The organism is Psychrobacter sp. P11G3, from assembly GCF_001435845.1.
In the GTDB taxonomy this organism is placed as follows: Bacteria; Pseudomonadota; Gammaproteobacteria; order Pseudomonadales; family Moraxellaceae; genus Psychrobacter.
In genome coordinates, this window is record NZ_CM003596.1 from 162322 (window position 1) to 185348 (window position 23027).

20 protein-coding genes are annotated in these 23027 nt (G+C 43.6%); 16 read left to right on the plus strand and 4 right to left on the minus strand.

Annotated features, from left to right (window positions below; translation table 11 throughout):
- The first annotated feature begins 60 nt into the window (after positions 1–60).
- The 3 genes from AK824_RS00665 to AK824_RS00675 all read left to right on the plus strand — a co-directional run bounded on the left by AK824_RS00665 (position 61) and on the right by AK824_RS00675 (position 4051).
- Positions 61–945 (plus strand): UTP--glucose-1-phosphate uridylyltransferase, encoded by an 885-nt coding sequence (locus AK824_RS00665; RefSeq protein ID WP_057757904.1) that lies wholly within the window; start codon positions 61–63, stop codon positions 943–945.
- 3 nt (positions 946–948) lie between these two features.
- Positions 949–2628 carry a glucose-6-phosphate isomerase gene (gene pgi / locus AK824_RS00670; RefSeq protein ID WP_057757907.1) on the plus strand — a complete coding sequence of 560 codons (1680 nt, stop codon included), beginning with the start codon at positions 949–951 and terminating at the stop codon, positions 2626–2628.
- Between the two features lie 64 nt (positions 2629–2692).
- On the plus strand, positions 2693–4051 hold the full coding sequence (locus tag AK824_RS00675) for a UDP-glucose 6-dehydrogenase (protein ID WP_057762263.1): 1359 nt from the start codon (positions 2693–2695) through the stop codon (positions 4049–4051).
- A gap of 102 nt (positions 4052–4153) precedes the next feature.
- Here the strand turns inward: AK824_RS00675 and AK824_RS00680 are convergent, their stop codons facing one another.
- Positions 4154–5641, minus strand: coding sequence for a phosphohexomutase domain-containing protein (locus AK824_RS00680; protein WP_057757910.1), 1488 nt, complete (start codon positions 5639–5641; stop codon positions 4154–4156).
- A gap of 138 nt (positions 5642–5779) precedes the next feature.
- On the opposite strand from AK824_RS00680, the gene mazG reads away from it, so the two are divergent.
- From mazG to yjgA, 8 genes are all read left to right on the plus strand, one after another.
- Complete coding sequence (gene mazG, locus AK824_RS00685; protein ID WP_057757913.1) at positions 5780–6646, plus strand: nucleoside triphosphate pyrophosphohydrolase; 867 nt, start codon at positions 5780–5782, stop codon at positions 6644–6646.
- Entirely contained in the window at positions 6630–7004 is a 375-nt protein-coding gene (locus AK824_RS00690) for a ComEA family DNA-binding protein (RefSeq protein ID WP_057757916.1), read from the plus strand. The genes mazG and AK824_RS00690 overlap by 17 nt, the downstream gene beginning before the upstream one ends.
- Positions 7005–7170: 166 nt before the next feature.
- Complete coding sequence (gene pcnB / locus AK824_RS00695) at positions 7171–9402, plus strand: polynucleotide adenylyltransferase PcnB (RefSeq protein WP_057757919.1); 2232 nt, start codon at positions 7171–7173, stop codon at positions 9400–9402.
- A 1-nt stretch (position 9403) separates the two neighbouring features.
- Positions 9404–9931, plus strand: a complete 528-nt coding sequence (gene folK / locus AK824_RS00700) for a 2-amino-4-hydroxy-6-hydroxymethyldihydropteridine diphosphokinase (RefSeq protein WP_057757922.1) — start codon at positions 9404–9406, stop codon at positions 9929–9931.
- Between the two features lie 120 nt (positions 9932–10051).
- The gene (gene panB, locus AK824_RS00705; protein ID WP_057757925.1) at positions 10052–10852 is read left to right on the plus strand and encodes a 3-methyl-2-oxobutanoate hydroxymethyltransferase; all 801 of its coding nucleotides are present in this window, start codon (positions 10052–10054) and stop codon (positions 10850–10852) included.
- Between the two features lie 66 nt (positions 10853–10918).
- Positions 10919–11821: a pantoate--beta-alanine ligase gene (gene panC, locus AK824_RS00710; protein WP_082624525.1), complete on the plus strand. Its 903-nt coding sequence runs from the start codon at positions 10919–10921 to the stop codon at positions 11819–11821.
- A 51-nt stretch (positions 11822–11872) separates the two neighbouring features.
- Positions 11873–12844, plus strand: coding sequence for an RNase adapter RapZ (gene rapZ / locus AK824_RS00715; RefSeq protein WP_082624526.1), 972 nt, complete (start codon positions 11873–11875; stop codon positions 12842–12844).
- Positions 12845–12893: 49 nt separating this feature from the next.
- Positions 12894–13406, plus strand: coding sequence for a ribosome biogenesis factor YjgA (gene yjgA / locus AK824_RS00720; RefSeq protein WP_057757930.1), 513 nt, complete (start codon positions 12894–12896; stop codon positions 13404–13406).
- 200 nt (positions 13407–13606) lie between these two features.
- Here yjgA and AK824_RS00725 read toward each other — a convergent pair whose 3' ends face one another.
- Positions 13607–14227, minus strand: coding sequence for a thiol:disulfide interchange protein DsbA/DsbL (locus AK824_RS00725; RefSeq protein ID WP_057757933.1), 621 nt, complete (start codon positions 14225–14227; stop codon positions 13607–13609).
- A gap of 505 nt (positions 14228–14732) precedes the next feature.
- Between AK824_RS00725 and ubiG the strand changes: the two genes are divergently transcribed.
- From ubiG to AK824_RS00745, 4 genes are all read left to right on the plus strand, one after another.
- Positions 14733–15578, plus strand: a complete 846-nt coding sequence (gene ubiG / locus AK824_RS00730; RefSeq protein WP_057757935.1) for a bifunctional 2-polyprenyl-6-hydroxyphenol methylase/3-demethylubiquinol 3-O-methyltransferase UbiG — start codon at positions 14733–14735, stop codon at positions 15576–15578.
- 67 nt (positions 15579–15645) lie between these two features.
- Positions 15646–16356, plus strand: coding sequence for an HAD family hydrolase (locus AK824_RS00735; RefSeq protein WP_057757937.1), 711 nt, complete (start codon positions 15646–15648; stop codon positions 16354–16356).
- Positions 16357–16431: 75 nt separating this feature from the next.
- Positions 16432–17268, plus strand: coding sequence for a YciK family oxidoreductase (locus tag AK824_RS00740; RefSeq protein WP_082624663.1), 837 nt, complete (start codon positions 16432–16434; stop codon positions 17266–17268).
- 158 nt (positions 17269–17426) lie between these two features.
- Positions 17427–17693 (plus strand): DksA/TraR family C4-type zinc finger protein, encoded by a 267-nt coding sequence (locus tag AK824_RS00745; protein ID WP_057757940.1) that lies wholly within the window; start codon positions 17427–17429, stop codon positions 17691–17693.
- Between the two features lie 247 nt (positions 17694–17940).
- Here AK824_RS00745 and AK824_RS00750 read toward each other — a convergent pair whose 3' ends face one another.
- Entirely contained in the window at positions 17941–19188 is a 1248-nt protein-coding gene (locus AK824_RS00750; protein WP_227511176.1) for a CobW family GTP-binding protein, read from the minus strand.
- A gap of 79 nt (positions 19189–19267) precedes the next feature.
- Complete coding sequence (gene ompR, locus AK824_RS00755) at positions 19268–20026, minus strand: osmolarity response regulator transcription factor OmpR (RefSeq protein WP_057757943.1); 759 nt, start codon at positions 20024–20026, stop codon at positions 19268–19270.
- 378 nt (positions 20027–20404) lie between these two features.
- Here ompR and AK824_RS00760 point away from each other — a divergent pair, with 378 nt between their 5' ends.
- Positions 20405–22951, plus strand: coding sequence for a Tex family protein (locus tag AK824_RS00760; protein WP_057757945.1), 2547 nt, complete (start codon positions 20405–20407; stop codon positions 22949–22951).
- Positions 22952–23027: the final 76 nt, after the last annotated feature.

The following is a 23027-nucleotide window of genomic DNA, read 5'->3' on the forward strand; positions in this document are numbered from 1 at the left end:
CGTTATTGTTTCTAACGCTTATCTATATTCCTTTCATCTTTTTAATATAGCTAACATACTATGAAAAAAATCACTCACGCCGTTATTCCTGTCGCAGGCTTTGGCACCCGTATGCTGCCATTGTCAAAATCTGTGCCAAAAGAGTTGTTGCCGCTTGGCAATCGCCCTGCGATCCATTACGTGGTTGAAGAGGCCATCGCTGCGGGTATTAAGCATATTGTCTTAGTCGGTCATGCACAAAAAAGCGCGATAGAAAACTACTTTGATATTAATGCGGAATTGGACAACCAATTACGTTACAAAGGCAAAGATGAGTTGGCTGATAGCTTAAACTGGTTGCCAGAAGATGTGACAGTGTCGATGATACGTCAAGGTAAGGCGTTAGGTTTGGGACATGCAGTACTGGCAGCGCGACCAATCATTGGTGAGCATGACTTTGCCGTATTGTTACCTGATGTCGTGCTTGATCCTTTTACTACTGATATGTCAACTGACAATTTGGCGTTTATGTTAGATGCCTTTGCTACAGATGGTCATTCACAGATATTGGTTGATCAAGTAGCGGATGAAGATGTACATAAATACGGTATTGCTCAACTAGATGAAAAGCTCAGCGATACTAATGACATTAGTGAAGAAATAAATACTAATACTAGCTTTAAAGTGGCTGGTTTTGTAGAAAAGCCCAATTTAGATGATGCTCCTTCAAATCTGGCTGTGGTAGGACGCTATATATTTAGCAATAAGATATTCGATTACTTGACAAACACTAAAGCTTCAGTCGGTGGTGAAATTCAGCTGACAGATGCGATTGACGCGCTCATTAGTGAATATGGTGTCCATGTCACAACTATGCGTGGCGATAGCTACGATGCAGGCGATATGCGCTCGTATATGCAGGCATTCATCTACTTTGCCGAACAGCAATTAGCAGACGATGAGTAGCTGATGGAAGAGATAAAGGGTGACAAAGCATATAGCAGTGCTCGACATTCTAAATACTGGCAGCAACTACAGACGCTTGCAAAACATTCATGGTCGCTTGCACAGTTATTTGCGCAAGATGATAATCGCGCTAAGCATTTCAGTGTGCAGGCTGGTGCGCTGTATATGGACTTTAGTAAGCAGCGTATCGATCAGACAGTATTGTCTAACTTACTAAGTTTGGCCGATAGTTGTGAGCTAGATGCTCGTATTGATTCGTTACTACAAGGAGCGATGGTAAATACCAGCGAGCAGCGTGCTGCATTGCACACAGCATTACGATTGCCAGAGACAGCGACATTACAAGTCGATGGACAAAATATTGTCACTGATGTACATCATAGTTTGGCACAAGTAGCACGCCTCTCAGAGCGCGTGCGCAATGGCACATGGCGCGGGTTTTCTGGCAAGGCAATTACAGATGTTGTCAATATTGGGGTTGGCGGCTCTGATTTAGGCCCGCTGATGGCGACTACGGCGCTTGATGAATGGGCAGATACCAGTATTGAAGTACATTTTGTCTCCAATATGGACGGTACTCAGCTTGATAATCTACTCAAGCATTTAAATCCTGAGACCACACTATTTATTATCTCTTCCAAATCCTTTGGTACGGTTGATACTTTATCAAATGCCAAGACGGCATTATCTTGGCTACTTGCGACGGCAAAACTCCGTGCAGGTACAGAAGATAGTGTATTGCGTCGTCACTTTATCGGCATCTCAGCCAATAGTGAAAAAATGAGTGCTTGGGGAATTCATCCTGAGCATCAGTTACAGCTTTGGGAATGGGTCGGCGGTCGCTTTTCTTTATGGTCGGCGATAGGCCTTGCCATTGCTATTCGTATTGGTATGAGTGGCTTTAAGGCATTATTAAGTGGTGCGCATAGTATGGATGAGCATTTTGCACAGGCGGACTTTGCTGATAACTTACCAGTATTGCTAGGCTTACTGGCTGTTTGGAACAGTACTTTTTTACAAGTAAACGCGCATACCGTATTGCCTTATGATGGTAGGCTAGGCTATCTACCCAGCTATCTTACCCAGCTAGAGATGGAGAGTAATGGTAAGTCTGTTACTCGGAACGGGGATCATATTGACTATGATACGTGTCCAATTCTATGGGGTGAAATTGGCTCAAATGCGCAGCATGCATTTTATCAGCTGCTACATCAAGGCACGCAGCAGGTCTCCTGTGACTTTATCGCTTGTGTACGTCGCTACGGTGATGAGGCGCGAAACTCCTCATTGCAACAACAGCACGAATTGTCTTTAGCAAATTGTTTGGCGCAAAGTCGAGTATTGGCATTTGGTAATGCTGCTGTGACAGATCTGGTCGATCCACAGACAGTTTCCGAAGCAGACAAATATAAGTACTACCGTGGCAACCAACCGTCAACCACATTACTGATTGATGAGCTGACGCCGCATAGCTTAGGCGCATTGATAGCGCTCTACGAGCATAAGGTCTATGTCATGGCCAGTATTTGGGATATCAATCCGTTTGATCAATGGGGCGTCGAGATGGGCAAGCAAATGGCAGACTCCGTACACCATGCTATGCAGCACGTGCAGAAAGATTCTCAAGGTCTATTTGATACGTCTACTGACCAATTACTACAGCGTATCAAACAGCTGTCCTAGCGATAATGGTGTGTCAATAATATAGGAAAGCACGCTCATGGAAACGGCTTTAGATGGTAGCCATATGAATAAATATAACAATAAATCTGAACCAAACCAATTAACTGACTCTACAGTTTGTGTGCTTATTGGTCACAGTATAGAGGTGATTACCAGTGCAGTGGTGCTGGCAAGTCTTGGTCAGTGTGTGCATCTTTATGCAGACAAGGCGCTACTGACGCAGCAGATACAACAGTATGGTTTTGAGCATCATCTGCAAGCGCTATGGCAAATGTATGAGCAGCAGCAGGTTATTATTAGTAAAGCCCTACCAGCTAGTGCCGATATGCTAATAAAAGGTTATGAAGCAGTAGGCCATGACAAAACTGATGTTCAAAGTACGGTGACGCTTTATTGGTTGTTTTTAGACAGTGTCAAGCTAGCATGGACAGAAGACAGTTGGATTACCGCATTTAATCAAAGTCATCAGCAGGCGCTACCTGTGATTATGAGCGGCATTGAGCAATTAGGCCATGTAGCCGGTTTGGCTCAGCGTTTACAGCGTGCTTGGGTCTATTACGTGCCATTTGTATTCTTACAAGATGGCGATGCGTATAGCTCGATGTTGAACCCTTCATTATGGCTACTGGGTGAAAAGACAGTGAGTAGCAGCCAGCACTTGAATGTGTTGAAGCCTTTAATGCAGCACGCACGCGCGACTCATCATGCGGATATCGCAACGATAGAGTTTGCCCGTAGCAGCATCATGGCGATGCTAGCGACTAGAGTGAGCTTTATGAATGAGATGTCACGTTTGGCTGATAGTCAAAATGTCGATATCAGTCAAGTCAGTCGCATTATGGGATTGGATGAGCGGGTAGGCAGTAGTTATCTAAAAGCAGGGTGGGGCTTCGGTGGTAATACTTTGCCCACTGAGCTGGCTAAACTGCAACAGTCAAGCCGTACACATAGTTTAGATATGCCTTTATTGCAATCTATCGTGCATATCAATGAAGATCAAAAAGAGCTGATATTCCGCAAGTTTTGGCAGTATTTTAATGGGTTCATCGATAATAAAACAGTCATGATTTGGGGCGGTAGTTATAAATCAGGCTCAGGACGTACTGCTGGCTCAGCTATCCATCCGTTATTAGCATTACTGTGGTCTTATAATATTCGCACACTGGTTTATAGTGATAAGGCACAGCACGAGCTTGCTGAGCTTTATCAGCAACAACCCTTGCTTGAGCTGATTGCTAGTCCTTATCATCAGCTTTGCGATATCCATGCTATTTTCATCATTAGTTGGTCACCACGAGATCAATTAGATATCGCCAAAATCAATCAGCAAGCCATGCCAGTATTTGATGCGCAAAATGCCCTGACACGCTCACGAATTAATAGCTTAGTAGGTGACTATATGGGTATTGGTCGAACTAAATAGTTTGGTTTAAGGTTTTCTGTGTATAGAAAAAAGGCTCGCTAACACTCATTAGCGAGCCTTTTTAGACTGACAATCAGAATGATTTTTACTGGGTTAATCACTTTATACTGGTACGGCACCTTGCGTTGCTAGCCACTGCTCTATCTCTTGAATTTTAGCAGCCAGTAACGGTTGGTCGCCGCGACTTTCGATATTCAATCTGATAAGTGGCTCGGTATTCGAGGCACGTAGATTGAAGCGCCAGTCACCGAAATTCAGACTTAAACCATCGAGTGTTGATTTAATTGGTTGCTCGTTGCTGAATTTGGCTTCAATCGCGCTAATAATTGTTGGTGCATCATGAATTGTGAGACGAAAGTTTAATTCGCCTGAGCTAGGATAGGCAGCAATATAGCCTGTGACCAATTCGGATAGTGTTTTACCAGTGATAGACAACAGCTCAATGGTCAATAACCATGGAATCATGCCACTATCGCAATAGAAGAAATCGCGGAAATAGTGATGGGCAGACATTTCACCGCCATAGACAGCACCTGAGTCCCGCATGACTTGCTTGATAAATGAGTGTCCAGATTTACTAATGACAGCCTTACCGTTATGTTCCTCTATCACTGCTTCGGTGTTATAAATTACTCGTGGATCATAGACGATTGACTCGCTTGGGTATTTATTTAAAAAAGCTTGAGCGAGCATACCGACGATGTAGCTACCATCGATAAACTCACCTCGTTCATCGAATAGGAAGCAGCGATCAAAGTCACCATCAAAGGCGATGCCAAGATCAGCATTGTTTTCCAAAACGGCTTGCTGGGTAGCCACTCTATTGGTTTCAATCATTGGATTAGGGATGCCGTTAGGGAAGCTACCATCTGGTGTATGATGCAATTTAATCACTTCAATCGGTGCATCTGCTTGTGCTAATTTATCGATTAATAAATCGACCACAGGACCTGCACTACCATTGCCTGAATTAACGACCAGTTTGAGTGGTTTTAGTTTATCAGTATCGATAAAAGTCATAACATGATCGATATACGCGCTTTTATCCGTCAATAACTGCAATTTGCCTGATTGGTTATCCGTAGTGAACTGCCCAGATTCTGCCAGTGCTTGAATCTCTGCCAACCCATCATCGGCACTGATTGGTTTTGAGTGTTCTTTAACCAGTTTTAGGCCATTATAGTTGATAGGATTGTGACTGGCAGTAACCTCAATACCACCTAACGCCTGATAGTGACTGGTGGCAAAATACACTTCTTCAGTACCACTCATACCCAAATCAATCACATCAACGCCTGCATCCATCATACCTGTGATAGCTGCTTGCTTTAACTGCTCACTAGAGTGGCGAATATCACTACCGATAACGATAGCAGGTTTTAGAATTGCTATATCATTGGCTTGAGTTTGAGCCGCTGCCTGATAACACTGATACAAAATCTGTGCAAACGCGCGCCCGATACGGTAGGCAATCTCTTCATTGAGATTGACCCCAAGCTCACCCCGAATGTCATAGGCCTTAAATGAGCTGATAGTAATAGGGTCGAATGTCGCAGCTGGTTGATAGTTGGTGGTCGCAGAAGTGGACATAATGATAAAGTTCCTCTCGCATGAGCAGTGGTAAAATGAAGTCGTCAGTAGCACAATTATAAGCCAAGCTGTGTTCAATGATACACTAACTATTAGACGAATCAGCAAACAACACATAAAACGATAAGAGCCATCCTTATGAGTATTTCAGACAATAAAGTTACCGTGCCTGTACCAGTACAAGGAACACCAGAAGCCACTGGCCAGCTTGATGATTTGTTAGCGTTGATGGCACGACTAAGGGTAGACTGTCCGTGGGACAAAAAGCAAACCAATCATAGTCTTATTCCGTATGCCATCGAAGAGGCTTACGAGCTAGGTGAAGCGGTACAAAGCGACGATGATGAAGACATCAAAGGTGAGCTTGGCGATGTGCTGCTGCAAGTGGTGTTTCATTGTCAGATGTATGCGGAGCAAGGGCGCTTTGATATGAGCGATGTTATCAGTACTTTGCAAGAGAAGCTGGTTCGTCGTCATCCACATGTGTTTGAAGCCGAAACGCTCAAAGACGATGCAGCAGTAAAAGTACGCTGGGACGAAATCAAGCTTGAGGAGCAGCAGGTACGCGAAGCACGTGGTAAATCAAAGCGTCGATTAGATCAGGTTAAGGCGGGTAGTGCCTTGATGCAGGCGCAAGATGTACAAAAGCAAGCGTCAAAGTTGGGGTTTGATTGGGAAGGTATTGCAGGTGCTGTAGACAAGTTAGACGAAGAGATTGCTGAGCTAAAACATGAGCTGACAGATAAGTCTACAGCTGAGGTCAAAGCTAACATCAGAGAGGTCGAAAAAGAATTAGGCGACTGTATGTTTGCACTGGTCAATGTCGCACGCAAATTAAATTTGGATGCAGAGACAGCAATCTTAACCTGCGTGCACAAGTTTAAATCTCGTTTTGGCTACATTGAAACGCAATTGGCTGCTGCTGGCAAGCGTATCGAAGACAGCGATATAACAGAAATGGACGCACTGTGGGAAGCGGCGAAACAACATGAACGCTCATCGTAAATTTTCATTTGCCAGCTTACTGATGACCACCGCTTTTAGTCTCCTATTATCTGTAGTCGCACTCAATAACGCCAACGCAGATCCTTGTTTTGACGACCCTCAGCGTGCCTATGAGTATTTAATCGCAAAAGAAAAAGCTATCACACAAGCGCGTGAGCAGAAAGTCATCAATATCAATCGAGCTAATGAAGGTGAGCTGGTTTCGTTAGATGGTATCGGCAGCAGTAAAGCGCAGGCGATAATTTTATATCGTGACATGTTTGGCGATTTTAAGACGGTGGATGAGTTAGCAAAAGTGAAAGGTATCGGTGCAAAAACAGTCGAGAAAAACCAAAGACGTTTAAGTGTGCGTGATTAATGGCGGTGTTTTGCATTAATTAACCCCGATATTGACAAAATAGCATGTAAGTAAATGTCATAACACCCCCAGTAGGTCCAAAATTTGTTAAACTAGCGGGTACATCCGCCTGATAAACGCTGTGTTATTCAGGGGTAGTTAAAGAATACCGGCGAGGAGTAGATGCATGGCCGAGCGTGCCGCCAAGCAGTTAGAACTGAACAAATCTGAATTACCCAATTCCATTACTGAAGTGATTGCCACATTGACCCGTGCTGGGTTTGATGCGTATATCGTCGGTGGTGGTGTGCGCGATACTTTATTAGGTCTGCGCCCGAAAGACTTTGATGCCGTCACTGATGCCAAGCCACATGAGATTAAAGATGTCTTTGGTAAGCGCTGCCGCATTATCGGTCGCCGCTTCCAGTTGGCACATGTGTATTCAGGTCGCGAGTTGATTGAAGTTGCTACTTTCCGTGGTCCACCAACCAGTGATGCTAATACCAATCAAGACGGTATGATTCTGCGCGACAATGTTTGGGGCGATATTCAACAAGATTTCTCCCGTCGCGATTTCTCTATTAATGCGCTTTATTATCAACCGCTCAAAGGCATCGTTCATGATTTCTGCGGTGCGCTTGATGATATTGATAACAGAATCATTCGTCTATTGGGCAATGCGCCAGTACGTATCGAAGAAGACCCTGTGCGCTTGCTCCGTGCCTTACGTTTCAAAGCCAAGTTAGGTTTTGAGTTTGATGAAGCGTTGTCCGAGCAATTTAATGACGGGAACTGGGCGCTGCTTGAGCAAATATCACCGCATCGTCTCTATGATGAAACGCAAAAGATGTTTACCGGTGGCTATTTAGTACCCCTATTGCCATTATTGTTTGAATCAGGTGCGATTGACAGCCTCATTATCTATCCACCATCTGAGCCAAGCGCTTTAGTCAATCAGGTAGCTATCAATACCGATAAGCGTATTGCAGCGGGCAAAAGTATCAACCCTGCGTTCTTCTATGCTGCCTTACTGTGGGAAAACTATCTGCATCAATTGGCAAAAGCCAAGAAACGTAATATGCCGTTTGCCGAAGCGCAAATGCATGCGGCTGGTAAAGTCATCGACCGTCAGCGTATCAAAACCGCTATTCCGAAATTTGCTGAGCAGTTTATCCGTGATATCTGGATATTGCAGCCAAAACTTGCAGCCCCACGTAGCAAACAGATCGTTCAGCTATCTGAGCATCCGCGTTTCCGTGCGGGCTTTGACTTTTTGTTATTGCGGGAGCAATGTGGCGATGCTGAGCATCCGCTATCAGAGTCAACCAACGATATGGGTGACTGGTGGCAGACGTATCAAACCTTGTCTGAACAAGAGCAGCAGCAAGCGATTGATGATTTTGACGAAAACATTCGCCGAGGTGCTTATAAAAAAGGTCAACGTGGTCGCGGACGTAATCGTCAAGAATCAAAAACACAGACTACTGATAACGCAACACCTAATCAGAACAGTACAAAGCAAAACAAAGCCGATGACCGTGCTGAAAAAGGTAGAAATGAGCAATCAATGGTAAATGATTCGTCAAATATTCCAGCCCGTCGTCGCCGTGCTGCCAGCCAATCTAAAGCTGGCCGCAATGACAGCGGAAGACAAAACGTGCAGCAAGTAGAGCAAGACAATAACGAGCTTGCTCAGCTACAGCAGTTGTCTCTTGCTAATAACAAACAATCGGCAAGTCAACAGGCAAAGCCTAAGCCATTATTTGTTATCGAGCACGAGAACGTTGTGCCACCTTTACAGAAGCAACTGTCAGCTGATAATACGTCGAAACGTAGTAAAGCACCTGTGCGAAAGCCAGCATCAACTAATCAAAATGCACCAAAACAAGTGGCTAAAGCTGAGCGCGTAGATAGTAGCACTCAGCCGTCTAATACTAACCAGCCAGAAGCTCAAGCGTCAGCTAGTCAGGCTAGACCAGCTCGCTCGATCGCAAGATCACCTGCGTTAGTCAGTATGAATAACGAGCCGATCCCGCACAAGCGTCGCCGTCGTCAACCTACTGTAGATAGTGCGAGCAATATCGAAGTACAAGGCAGTAATAATTCGCAGGGTAGTAATAGCAAAGCACAGCCAGCAGCGAAGTATGTGAAAAAAGCGCCTAAACCTGCAGTTGAATCGACTAATAAAAGCGATACTAAAAGTGTAGAGGAAGTAGGTAGCAAGGCATTAGATAGCAAAGACGCGACAAAAACCGCTGCACCCGCGAGAGCCAAGAAATCGGTGAAAGCAACTACTGCAAAGGCTGCTAAAGCGAAGCAAGATACGAATGATCAGATGCCTGCTATAAAAGCAACTGATAACAAAGGCCCTGTACCATCGAAGCGCCGCCGCCGTCAGCCTAGTACTGAAAGCGCATAATATGAATAACAGTACAGATAATAGTAACTGGGTTACCTGTTATGTGGGCTTGGGTAGCAACCTCGCTAATGAGCTAGGTTCGCCTGCCGATCATTTGCAGCAGGCACTTGCAGTAATGCGAGCACATGAGCAGGTACGTGAAGTAAGTGTCTCTTCTTTTTACGCTTCAGCACCGATGGGTCCGCAAGATCAGCCAGATTTTGTTAATGCAGTAGCTGGTTTTGAAACGACACTTCCCCCTTATGAGCTGCTTGCTTTTTGTCAGCAGTTAGAGAGCATGGCCAAGCGGGCACGTTTGCGTCGTTGGGGTGAACGTAGTCTAGATGTTGATATTTTGCTATACGGCGAGAAACAGATTACTGATCCAACACTGACAATACCGCATGCTGGCTTAAGTGAGCGCAATTTTGTCTTAATACCACTGCGAGAGTTGGCACCAAACTTAACCATCGCCGGTAAGTCGATAGGTGACTATTCCCAAAGTCGTGATTGGACAGGTTTAACATTATTATCAAGCGATTGTTTATAAGTAATTGATGCTAAGTGATAGACATTAAATGTTTGAAAGATTCGTCTAACGTATTTCAAGCATAGCTCTTATAGTAGCAATATTGATAATCAAAGGCATTGCAGATTAATTGAGGGTCATATGACAACATTATCTACTCTAAATAAGTTTAAAAAAGACGGTACCAAGTTCACTTGCTTGACCTGTTATGACTCGATGTTTGCACGAATGATGGAAAAAGCCGAAATTGACACGATTCTAATTGGGGATAGCTTGGGCATGGTTGTACAAGGCCATGACTCGACACTACCTGTAACAGTCAATGATATGGCTTATCACACTGCCAATATTGCCCGTAGTAATAAGCACGCGTTGATATTAGCTGATCTACCGTTTATGAGTTATGTGACATTGCCAGAAGCCGTTGCTAATAGCCGCACGCTAATGCAAGCAGGGGCGCATGTCATAAAAATCGAAGGTGGTAGCGAGCTGTGTGAATTGGTAACGACCTTGGCGCAAGCAGGTACACCAACTTGTGTACATCTTGGTTTGACCCCGCAGTCTGTCAACGTGTTTGGCGGCTATAAAATTCAAGGTCGCGGTGATGAAGCAGCTGATAAACTGCTTGCCGATGCCAAAGCAGTCGTCGATGCTGGTGCTGCATTACTAGTATTAGAATGTGTTCCAGCCGCGCTTGCAAAAGCCGTTACTGAAGCTGTTGCTGTGCCAGTTATCGGTATTGGTGCTGGAGCCGATACTGATGGTCAGGTATTGGTTATGCATGACATGCTAGGTATGGCGCATGGCCGAGTGCCACGTTTTGTCCATGATTTTTTAACAGATGAGCGTAATAGCGCACACAGTATCGAAGGTGCTTTTGCGCTCTATCAGCAGTCAGTACGCGAAGGTAGCTTCCCGACTGAGCAGCACCAATTTAGCTGATTTTGACGTTATTAAAGTTATTTACGCTATTGAACAACAGAACGTTTGAATAGAAGAAAAGTAATCATGTCTCCAATTATTTATCATGATATCTCCTCACTACGTGAAGCGCTGCAGCCTTATCGTGGTCAGCAAAATGACAAACAAGGCCGTCAGCAGCGCATTGCGTTAGTACCAACGATGGGTAATCTGCATGACGGTCATCTTGAGCTGGTAAGAACTGCCAAACAGCATGCAGATGTAGTGGTGGTCAGTATCTTCGTTAACCCTACTCAGTTTGGCGTTGGGGAAGATTTCGATAGCTATCCACGTACATTAGATGCAGACGTAGCTAAGCTTGCGACAGTGGATGCAGATTATGTGTTTGCACCTAGAATTGATGCAATGTACCCAGTATTACCACCACCTACTGCTGTGTTGGCAGGGGCTATTGCCAATCAGTTATGTGGTCACTCACGTCCTGGACACTTTGATGGTGTTGGTATTGTTGTCGCTAAATTATTCAATATCGTACAACCAGATGTGGCGGTATTTGGACAAAAAGACTATCAGCAGCTTGCTATCATTAAGCAGTTGGTACGTGACTTGAGTTATCCTATTAATATCATTGGCGCACCTATTGTTCGTGCTGATGATGGCTTAGCGCTATCATCGCGCAATCAATACTTAAGTGCAAATGAGCGTCAAGTTGCCCCTGTATTACATCAAGCATTGCAAGAATTAGCGCAGAGTTTGAAAAGTACGGCTCTTAGTCAGCAAGCATTTGATAAGCTATTAGTAGATACGCGGACACGTATTAGTGACGCAGGCTTTGTTATTGATTATTTGGAAATAAAGACTGATGAGTTAGGTTCTATTATGAGCGACTCTACAACCTTTAATATAGAAAACAAAAACATCGTTATTTTAGTCGCAGCATGGCTAGGACGAGCACGCTTATTAGACAATCAGTTGGTAGTGGTAAATTAGCTTTTATAACGTAGCAGTAGACTAGATATAATAGACTTGGATGAGTAGATCATGGGTGTAAGTCAGGATCAAAATAGTAATTCGGCAGCAACGATAGCGGATCAGACGTCTACGAATAAACTCAGTATATTGGTGGTCTCAGGGCGTTCAGGATCTGGTAAAACCTCAGTATTGAATATCTTAGAAGATCTAGGCTATTACTCTATTGATAACCTACCACTGTCTTTGTTACCTAATGCTGCTCATAAATTAGTCAATGAAAGCGGCATTCATCGTATTGCGCTTGGTGTTGATATTCGAACTCCACGTGCTGATTTATCTAACTTTGCAGTGACGTATGCTTCTCTTAAAGAGACTTATGGGACTCATGCGGTACAGATTTTATATGTGACTGCACAAGAGAGTACGCTGATAGCTCGTTTCAATGCGACGCGACGCGTACATCCGCTAATGTCACAGGATATTGATATTGATAGTGATAATGCTAAGCATGTTACTTTCAACTTACCTGCTGCTATCAAAAAAGAAGTTGAGCTATTAGAACCAATTGCTAGTCACGCTGATATTAGGATTGATACCAGTAGCCTAAATATCCATCAGTTAAAAGACAGCTTGCGTGAACACATAGGCATGGACAACCAGATTTTCATCAATCTACTGTCTTTCGGTTTTAAATACGGTAGCCCTATTGATGCTGACTTTTTATTCGATGTTAGAATTTTACCGAATCCACATTGGAATCCTGAGTTACGTGACTCGACAGGTCTGGATACTGAGGTAGGGGCTTTCTTCTCAGATTATCCAGAAGTAGCAGAAATGATGGGTGATATCGATAAGTTTTTGACCCGTTGGCTACCAGAGTTTTTGCACAATAATCGTCATACGGTCACGGTTGCCATAGGCTGTACGGGCGGCAAACATCGCTCTGTTTTTATCACTGATCATCTACAACGCCGCCTTGCTGATGCTATGCCTAAAGGCGTGAAGGTATTGGCAAAACACCGCGAAAAAAGTCGTTGGTAGTGATATCAGACACTATTTAATTTATTAATTATTATTTTGGAAAGCTTTTATGATCGACTGGAAAGAACAGGACATGCGCGTTTCGCGCACAGAACTCAAAAAAGCCCATGAGCGCTTGCAGCAATTATCTATACCGCTTGCTAGCTTATCGAAAAAACAGCTAAAAGCCTTACCTGCCAGTGATTATTTTATGGCAGAGCTAATGGCATTGGCTGATATTACCAGCGCCAATGCTCGTAATCGTCAGACCAAACGTGTCGGCAAGCTTATGATTGAAGAAAATCGTCATGAGTTGATAAAAGCATTGTTTGATGCCTTTTTTCCTAAAGAGCAAGTCTCAAAAATAGAAAGCTGGTACGAGCGTTTAAACATCAATGATGAAGGTACACTCAAGCAGTTTGTGAAGCAATATAAAGCTTCTGAGCACCACAGTATGTATCAGTTATTATTGTGGATAGAGTATGCCAAACATATGCAAGATGATGAATTGCTAGCAGAATCTAAAGCAGATTTGGCAAGCTATATACGTGAAGTGGCTATTTTATCGCAGCTGAAGAAATAACATCTATATACCAAGCTAGAAATCTATTAATTAGAATTTTATTAGTTGAAAGATTAGTAGTTAAAAAATGGGTGATTAAAAGACGTATAGCTAAAAGGTTAAGATGCAAAAAAGCCAATCAATTTATGATTGGCTTTTTTGTGCACGACATACAGATATGCTGTACGTCATGTGAGTTATTCAAGTATTCATGGCTCGAATTATTTCTTTTCAGCGCGAGTTTTGTCAACTAAATAGTCAACAACTTTAGCGACTTTAGCGTTTTCACCAGTTACCACATATTTGCCTTGTACAACGACAGATGGGACACCAGTGATTTGATAACGCTTGGCGCCTTCTTGAGAACGACCGATTTTTGTGCCAACAGCAAATGAGTTATATAGGCTATTAAATTTCTTTTCATCAACACCTTTTGATGCATACCATTTGCTTAGTGACGCTTGGTCAAACAGTTTTTTACCATCTTTATGGATAGCGTCAAATAATGCGTCATGAGTTTTGCTTTCAAAGCCTAGAAGCTGAGCCGCATAGAAACCGCGAGCATTGGCTTCCCAAACAGGGTTAAGTGCTGCTGGTGTCTTGAAGAAGGCAACATCTTTGTCTTTGGTTTTTGCCCATTTTTCCATATGCGGGTTAAGCGCATTACAATGTGGGCAGCCATACCAAAAGAATTCACGAACAATGATAGCATCACCGCTGATTTTCTCTGGGTTGTCTAGCACACGGTAATCTTTTCCAGCGACATAGTCTGCAGCTTGTGCGCCCATAGAGGCAAGTCCAATGGCCATGGCTAGACCAGTCAGTGTGATGACACGTTTCATACTTTATCCTTGAGGTGTGGAGACTTAGAATGGGTTAAGAGGTTGGTGTCTATATGGTTGTTAAACATGTGACACTCTAAAATATATAGTTTTTAAAGGGTCTAAACCAGACAGTGTCGAGTATAATCGAACAATAGCAAAGTATCGACTATGATAACGTAAAATGTATGTACTTGTGAATCGCATTCTTAACCGATAGTTGTAAAGCTGTTAGCTATTATTTAAGGTATATTGCTTGTTACTTTCTGAACCTACTGTTTCTCAAACGTCTACTTTATTTCTATGTAAGATTTAAGATAGTCGAAAGTATTAGGATGCGATATTGTCACAAAAGTATTTAGCTCTTCTATATTAAGATACTGCCCAAAAAACAGGGTAAAGTTTAAGCCTATTCACAATCGGTGACGATGTGCTTACGACAAAACTGCTACTCTCATGCTAATATTAAGCACATAATCGTGCACTGTAAACGATAATAACGATAGTGACAATCAAGGAACATACCATGAGCCCAGCTTTAAATTCTTCATCAACTTCGAGTGATCAAAATAACAATAGCGCTTTCAATAATACAGAGGCTAATACCATCAACGTAGATCCTAGCGAAGTCGAAAAATTTAATAACTTGGCGAGTGAGTGGTGGAGCAACACAGGGGCTTTTGCAACGCTACACGAGATTAATCCATTACGTCTAAATTGGATAGAAGAAAACGTTAAACGTGGCTATCAAAACGCTGCTAACAATCACGACATTGCTAATAAAACTGCTGAGCAAGGACTTGCTGGCAAAAAAGTACTTGATGTAGGGTGCGGCGGCGGAATATTGTCAGAATCTATGGCTCGCCGCGGTGCTGATGTGACAGGGATTGATTTAGGTACAGAGAACTTAAAAGTTGCTGCGTTACATGCAGAGCAAAGCCAGTTAGAGAATACGCTTCGTTATCAACATATACCCGTTGAAGAGTTGGCAAAAACGCAGGCTGGTCAGTTTGATGTAGTGACTTGTATGGAGATGCTAGAGCACGTGCCAGATCCTAGCTCGATTGTGCAGGCTTGTTATGAGTTACTGGCTCCTGGCGGCGTCTGTGTGTTATCAACGATTAATCGCAATCCTAAGTCTTATCTGTTTGCCATCGTTGGTGCAGAGTATGTGCTGCGATTGCTTGATCGCGGCACCCACGACTATGCCAAATTTATCACGCCAGCTGAATTAGACAAAATGGCACTTAATACTGGATTTGTTCGTCAGGATATTATCGGTTTGCATTATAATCCGCTAACCAAACGCTACTGGCTTGCCCAAAACGTCGATGTTAATTATATGATAGCCGTACAAAAGCCACTGGCTTGATTCTGCACGCAGCCATTTATTTGCCATACTTTCACCAAACACGTCATCAATCTCAAGAGCATTCACTATGACCCAATTCGTAAAAGCTGTTTTATTTGACCTTGATGGGACATTAATCGATACTGCTGCTGATTTTGTTCGTATCATTGGTAAAATGAGTCTCGAAAATGATTGGCAGGCACCGCCTGAAGCAGAAATCCGTGAGCAAGTCTCTGCGGGTGCCTCAGCTATGGTGCAATTGATGCTAAGACATAACGATCAACTCGAAGTCAGCGAAGAAGCGTTGCTTGAGTTTCGTCATCAGTTCTTAGATGATTATGAAGCAGATATCTGTGTCGATAGCTGCGTGTTTCAGGCGCTTGAAGCGGTACTGACTGAGCTTGAAGCAAAGGGTGTGCCGTGGGGAATCGTTACCAACAAACCACGTTATCTAGCCGAAAAGCTATTAAGTGAGATGCAACTGGATCAACGCTGTGCGGTTTTGGTCTGTCCAGATGATGTATCACGTACGAAACCAGATCCAGAGCCAATGTATATGGCGCTAGAAAAACTTGGTATTCCGCGAGGGGCAGCGGGCTGCGTACTCTATGTCGGTGACCATGTACGTGATATTGAAGCTGGCAACGCCGCTGGCATGCCAACGATTTTGGCCGCTTATGGATATATTCCACCTGAAGATCAAAAGTCTTTAAAAAAATGGGGCGCCGACTATATTACAGATACGCCTGAGCAGTTAAATAAATTGCTGCTATCGTCTGGTAAGTTTGAGTATTTGTAGACTGCTATATATCACCAGTTTTACAACCATAAGTACATATCCTCAACGATTTAATGATAAGTAGTGAGCAATGCCATGAGTAACAATAATAACCAACCAGTCGTTCCACAAGACAATAAAAAAACGGTTCAAAGTCCTATTCAGCCTTTGACTCATGATGACATTCGTAGCTTTGTACCGTCCAGTAATTGCCTAGATGGTAAGACTATTTTAGTGACTGGAGCAGGGGATGGTATTGGCCGTGTTGCGGCATTGACCTATGCTCGTTATGGCGCCACTGTCTTATTGTTAGGACGCACTAGCAGCAAGCTTGAATACGTCTACGATGAGATTGAAAGTCTTGGTGGTAAGCAGCCTGCTATGTTGCCTATGAACCTAGAAGGGGCGACTTACGCTGAAATGCAGCAGCTTGAAGGACTAATCAATAAAGAAGTCGGCCAGTTAGATGGCATATTGCATAATGCTGGTGTATTAGGACAATTGACGCCGCTTGAGATGTATGACGTCGATACTTTTGCCCAAGTGATGAAAGTTAATTTCACAGCGACTTTTATGCTGACTCAAGCGCTATTACCGCTATTAAAAGATGCTGATCATGGGTCTGTTGTTTTTACCTCTAGCACTGTAGGTACGCATCCTCGCGCATTTTGGGGTGCTTATGCACTTTCCAAACAAGCAGTAGAAGGGATGAGTGATATCTTTACTCAAGAGACGCAGAACACTACCAATTTGCGTTTTAACTGCATTAATCCAGGTGGTACTCGTACCAATATGCGTGCGCATGCGTATCCAGGTGAAAACCCTATGAGCTTAAAAACACCTGAAGATATCATGGCAGGCTATGTCTGTCTGATGAGTGATGAGAGCATTGGCGTACGCGGTCAAGTGATTGAGCTACAACCTAAAGATTAGTAGCGAAGTTTTAAGTTGAGTCAAAATAATTACGCTATTCTTTATTGACGGTTTTATAAACTATTGCAGGTTGCAATTAACCATAGCCAGCCCCATCTATTTGTTATTAAAGACATTTGTAGTGTCTAATTATAATGAATAAAAAATAGGATAAGATTATGGCAGGTGGCTGGTCAAGAGATGGTGCTGAGCACGAACAGATGGATGCAACGGTAAATGATGCGTTGGAGCGAGCGCGACGTTCGTTACCGACAGGTGTAAGTGCTGAGCTGTGTGATGAATGTGGTAAGCCTATTCCAGAGGCAAGGCGACTAGCGGTGCCCGGTATTCAACATTGTGTTAGCTGTCAGACGGAGCTTGAACAAGAAGCAAAAGCGGCAGAAATTTTTAATCGTCGTGGTAGTAAAGACAGTCAATTGCGTTAAGAAAGGGCGTGTCATCAATTCAATTGATAGTCATCTAAATGGGTTGAAAATGGCTAAATCTTGCCAAACAGCGTTAAATAGCTGACTAATATCTCGATATTATCTGCGCTATTTTCCTTGTTTGACTGCGATTTATCTTATTTTTAACACCATTTTTAAAATGAGGACACGCCCTAGTTGCGTTGAAAAAAGAAAGGGCGGACATTGCTAGATAAAATAGCAGTGTCCGCCCTCTTTTTGTCTATTGCTATATAACCAGTGCCATCAGTTCGCGATCGCACTTTTCCCAATCTAACAATACTGATGACGCTTTGGCATCATTCTCAGTTTCTGATTTTCCTATAGCTTTATCGGCAGCATGTGTATCGACAGTATTGCCTAATTGCAAAATAATTTCCAATCGACTATCAGTCTGTGGGTCGATGGTTCTGGTGGTTAGACTACCAGGGTTAAAATTGATCTGCAGCCAGCCATCAGAAGTATGCACCACGCCTTTGATACGTTGCCAGCTTAGCAATGCTAACAACCAATTCTGTAAATCGTCAGCGTTTAATATGTAGTGTGCAGGTAGTCGCCATCCAGCCAATTGAAAATCTTGCTGCTCTTCATGGTAGCGATAGGGCAGATCACTATCAGCACTAGTCTGAGCTTTGGTCTCATCGGTAAATGAACTCGATGATGGCACAGTTGCTAAAGAATTGGCTTGAGACTGTAAACCAATCATCGATTTTTGATGATTAGAGATACTGACTTTTCGTTGATTCGAAATGATAGAGCTGGGCTGATTCAGTTGGTCGTTTAACGTAGACAAGGATGCATCTGCTACAAGTTTATTTGCTACAAACTTATCTGATGAATGAACATCTGATGAGTCTATTGCCTCAGATGCCGTTAATTCAGAAGCGTCCCAAATGATTTTTACTTGTGAATTTAGCTTGGCTATCCATTCTACTAAGACTTGTTTTTCGCTAGTATTTAATTGGGTATAACGATTGATTATCAGCACATCGGCATCACGGACATGCGCTTGATAGCCATCATGGTCACGATACTTAATCTGTTGCCACTGCTCGCCACTCAGTACGGTTATCACAGCATTCATTTTTAGGGCAGTTTGCCAGTGCGGCGCACTAAGTTGTAGTATCAGCTCACGTGGATGAGCTAACCCTGTGGGTTCAATGAGTAATCGCTGCGGATGATGCTCACTGAGAAGGCGACTGATTGCAATTTGCAGAGGCAGCTGACTGGTGCAGCAAATACAGCCACCACTGACCTCACGAATGGCGATATTTTTTTGCTCAAGCTCGTTATCTTGGGAGCTTGCAAGGAGTGCGCCATCAATACCGATACGGCCAAACTCATTGATTAAGAGGGCCCAGCGTTCGTCATCAGGTTTTGTGGCCAGTAACTGATTAATTACAGTGGTTTTGCCAGCACCTAAAAACCCTGTCACTAACGTGCAGGGTATGTTTTGAAAAATAATTGGGTTTTTCACAAATAGGCTCATCATATTGGCACGTGTTTGTGAGTAAACAAACACGGCCTATATTAAAAGGAATTAGATCAGTCAAAAGCTATTCACTCTTGATGGTTTCTACCTCAGCTTCATCAGGAACGAACACATAGCCAACGCCCCAGACGGTCTGGATATAACGCGCTTGTGAAGGGTTGTCTTCAATCAGACGACGCAGACGTGATACTTGGACGTCGATAGAACGCTCCATCGCACCCCATTCACGACCACGGGCAAGGTTCATCAATTTATCACGGGTCAATGGCTCACGTGGATGCTGTACGAGCGCTTTTAGCACTGAAAACTCACCTGTCGTCAAAGTGACTACGTTACCATCGCGTTTAAGTGTACGTGTCGATAGATCTAGTGTCCATGGACCAAACTCGACCACTTCCATTTGATGACTTGGTGCACCTGGCAACTCACGGTTTTGACGACGTAATACAGCTTTGATACGAGCCAACAGCTCTTTTGGATTAAAAGGCTTGGGCAGATAGTCATCTGCACCCGCTTCTAGACCGGCGATACGGTCTGCATCGCCACCTTTAGCAGTAAGCATAATGATAGGAATATCTGCATTGTCCTCACGCAGACGCTTACAGATACTGATACCGTCTTCGCCTGGCAGCATCAAATCGAGCACGACCAAAGAGAAAAGCTCACGTTGCATGAGTTTGTCCATCTGACTGCCGTCATGAGCGGTACGAACGACAAAGCCGTCGTCTTCTAGGAAGCGTTGCAACAAAGAGCGCAGACGAGCGTCGTCATCGACAACTAAAATACGCTGAGTTAACGTGTCAGGGCTGTTGTTATCAGTCATACAGGCATCCTTTTATAAAAATTATTGTTATCAGAAACTACAAGTAAATAGCTATGAGCAAAAACACTGCCACTAATTATCATTATTTAATTATTGGTTACGAATAAGCACTTCATAAAATTAAAAACTATTGTTCAATATGTCAGCACATATCAATATTTGTGTTATTGATACTTTAGTGTATAAGATTGCACCGAGAATTGCATCACCCATGATAATAAATGCTGTATGCGTTTGTTTAACAAGTCCATAGGATGTGCGATATAGAACGATTTGCGTCCTAAAATGCGCAATAAATAACGAAAAGATAAAAAGGATTTTTATTCATGCAGCTTTTGCTATAATGCAAAGCTACATTTCTCAACGATTGATACGTATATGAGTAGCACTGATACCTTAACGTCATCTCAAACCTCGACAAATGCACAGGTTTTAGATGCAACCACACACGCGAATATTCACGACAAGCTTGCTCGCGCGCTTGGCATTAAGACTGCTCAAGTCAATGCGTTTGTCAAACTTTATGATGAAGGCGCGACGGTTCCTTTTATTGCGCGTTACCGCAAAGAAAAGACTCAGAATCTTGATGATGCGCAGCTGCGTGCTTTAGAGAAGTCGCTTAATTACGAGCGTGACATGGCAACACGTCGCCTCAAAATTACTGAGCTACTAAGCACACAGGGCAATCTGACTGACGAGCTACAGACACGTATCGATAATGCGACGTCTAAGCTTGAGCTTGAAGACATCTATCTGCCATATCGTCCGCGTCGTCGTTCACCTGCTGCCAAAGCTCGCGCCGCTGGTCTTGATGCTGCTGCCCAAGCGGTCTTGACCCAAGAGATCACTCCGATGGATGCCTTGGCTGATTATCAAGTCCAGTCAAGTATCACTGATGACAGTGGTAATGAAATCGAGGTTGATTTTAGCGATAACGAAAAGCAACTCGCTGGCGTACAAGCGATTATCGTTGATGAATGGACACAAGCATTGGGCTTGTTGGACAACTTACGCAGTGGTTTTGCCAAAACTGCCAGTATCGTATCGAGCGTTGCGAGCGAAGAAAAGCGCGAAGTTGGCGAAAAATTCAAAGACTACTTTGAGCATAGTGAAAGCCTTGCTCGACTGCCAAATCATCGCCTATTAGCAATGTTGCGCGGTCGTCAAGAAAACGTCTTGGGTCTAAAGATTGAAGGCGAAGATGCACCATTTATCGAAAAAATTATCAATCATTTCGATGTTGATGCCAAAGCGCCAGCAGCCCGCCGTGAGTTTTTGTCAGAGGCAGCCAGTAGCTTGTGGAAAGACAAATGGCGTCCGCATATCGAGCACCGTTTGTTAACTGAAAAGCGCCTAGCCGCAGAAGCGGATGCGATTGATGTGTTCGCTAGCAACTTACAGCATTTGCTAATGTCTGCACCTGCAGGTCCTAAAGTCATCCTAGGTGTCGATCCTGGTATCCGTCATGGCGTAAAAATGGCCATCGTCGATGCGCAAGGTCATGTCATGTCAGATAGCGAAGAGAAGCCTGTCATCGCGACAGTGTATCCATTTGCACCTGATAATAAGATGGATGAAGCTAAAAAAGTCATCGATGAGCTGTTAAGCACTTATAACGTTGATTTGGTCGCTATCGGTAATGGTACGGCAAGTCGCGAAACAGATGCGATGATTAAAGAGATTTTGGCTGCGAACGATGCACTAAAAGCCAAAGCCGTTATCGTTAATGAGTCGGGCGCGTCTGTTTATTCAGCGAGTGAACTTGCTAGTGAAGAGCTGGCCAATCTAGACGTTTCTGTACGCGGTGCAGTTTCTATTGCGCGTCGCTTGCAAGATCCATTGTCAGAGCTTGTGAAAGTTGATCCAAAGGCCATTGGTGTGGGTCAATATCAGCATGACGTCAATCAAAACCAACTTGCCGATAGTCTTGATAAAGTAACTCAAGATAGCGTGAATGCCGTGGGTGTGGACGTAAATACAGCCAGCCCAGCTATCCTGGCTCACATCGCAGGTCTTAACCGCAATGTAGCGCAGCAAATCGTCACCTATCGCAAAGAGCATGGTGCATTTGATAGCCGTGAAGCGCTTAAAAACGTCCCACGTCTAGGCGCTAAGACATTTGAGCAAGCAGCTGGTTTCTTGCGTATTCATAATGGTAGCAATCCATTAGATGCCACTGGTGTGCATCCAGAGAGCTATGCATTGGTCGATAGTTTACTCGCACAAGCGGGAAAGCCGTTGTCAGAAGTCATCGGTAATGATGGCGTGTTAAATACTATCGATACGACTACATTGGCTGCTAACGACGATAATGTCAGCGTAAAAGCGATTATCGAAGAGCTTGCCAAACCTGCTCGTGATCCTCGTCCTGAATTTAAAACAGCCAATTTCCGTGATGACGTCAATAGCATCAAAGATTTGAGCGAAGGCATGATGTTAGAAGGGGTAGTCACCAATGTAACGGCCTTTGGTTGTTTCGTTGATGTTGGTGTACATCAGGATGGCTTGGTACATATCTCGCAGATGGCCAATGACTTTGTCGCAGATCCTATGAACCGTGTCAAACCTGGTGATATCGTTTCGGTTCGTGTTATCTCCATCGATGAAAAACGTGGTCGTATCGGCTTTAGCATGAAGCCTGAATCTGAAAAACCTGTACGTACGGCTGCCAAGTCTACGACAGCTAGTACAGATAGCGAGAGAACCAGTCGTCCACGCAATAATAATGCAAATAGTGACCGTCCAAATAATAGCCGTCCAGCTGCTGACAAACGTCCGTCTAAGCCACGTGGCAAGCGTCAGGATAGAGACAACGCGAGCAATCGTAGTAAGCCAGTAAAAAATGATAAAGCTGAAGCCCCAAGTAAAATGGGTACACTCGGTGCTTTATTACAAGAAGCTGGCGTGACTAAAAATAAGAAATAAATGCTGCTAAAAATAGCTAAAATTTATAATCATGTACAATAAAAAGGCAGCCATATGGCTGCCTTTTTATATAAGT

Coding starts and splice junctions, on each gene's coding strand:
- AK824_RS00665 (WP_057757904.1), top strand. CDS start 61: ATGAAAAAAATCACTCACGCCGTTATTCCTGTCGCAGGCTTTGGCACC.
- pgi (WP_057757907.1), top strand. CDS start 949: ATGGAAGAGATAAAGGGTGACAAAGCATATAGCAGTGCTCGACATTCT.
- AK824_RS00675 (WP_057762263.1), top strand. CDS start 2,693: ATGAATAAATATAACAATAAATCTGAACCAAACCAATTAACTGACTCT.
- AK824_RS00680 (WP_057757910.1), bottom strand. CDS start 5,641: ATGTCCACTTCTGCGACCACCAACTATCAACCAGCTGCGACATTCGAC.
- mazG (WP_057757913.1), top strand. CDS start 5,780: ATGAGTATTTCAGACAATAAAGTTACCGTGCCTGTACCAGTACAAGGA.
- AK824_RS00690 (WP_057757916.1), top strand. CDS start 6,630: ATGAACGCTCATCGTAAATTTTCATTTGCCAGCTTACTGATGACCACC.
- pcnB (WP_057757919.1), top strand. CDS start 7,171: ATGGCCGAGCGTGCCGCCAAGCAGTTAGAACTGAACAAATCTGAATTA.
- folK (WP_057757922.1), top strand. CDS start 9,404: ATGAATAACAGTACAGATAATAGTAACTGGGTTACCTGTTATGTGGGC.
- panB (WP_057757925.1), top strand. CDS start 10,052: ATGACAACATTATCTACTCTAAATAAGTTTAAAAAAGACGGTACCAAG.
- panC (WP_082624525.1), top strand. CDS start 10,919: ATGTCTCCAATTATTTATCATGATATCTCCTCACTACGTGAAGCGCTG.
- rapZ (WP_082624526.1), top strand. CDS start 11,873: ATGGGTGTAAGTCAGGATCAAAATAGTAATTCGGCAGCAACGATAGCG.
- yjgA (WP_057757930.1), top strand. CDS start 12,894: ATGATCGACTGGAAAGAACAGGACATGCGCGTTTCGCGCACAGAACTC.
- AK824_RS00725 (WP_057757933.1), bottom strand. CDS start 14,227: ATGAAACGTGTCATCACACTGACTGGTCTAGCCATGGCCATTGGACTT.
- ubiG (WP_057757935.1), top strand. CDS start 14,733: ATGAGCCCAGCTTTAAATTCTTCATCAACTTCGAGTGATCAAAATAAC.
- AK824_RS00735 (WP_057757937.1), top strand. CDS start 15,646: ATGACCCAATTCGTAAAAGCTGTTTTATTTGACCTTGATGGGACATTA.
- AK824_RS00740 (WP_082624663.1), top strand. CDS start 16,432: ATGAGTAACAATAATAACCAACCAGTCGTTCCACAAGACAATAAAAAA.
- AK824_RS00745 (WP_057757940.1), top strand. CDS start 17,427: ATGGCAGGTGGCTGGTCAAGAGATGGTGCTGAGCACGAACAGATGGAT.
- ompR (WP_057757943.1), bottom strand. CDS start 20,026: ATGACTGATAACAACAGCCCTGACACGTTAACTCAGCGTATTTTAGTT.
- AK824_RS00760 (WP_057757945.1), top strand. CDS start 20,405: ATGAGTAGCACTGATACCTTAACGTCATCTCAAACCTCGACAAATGCA.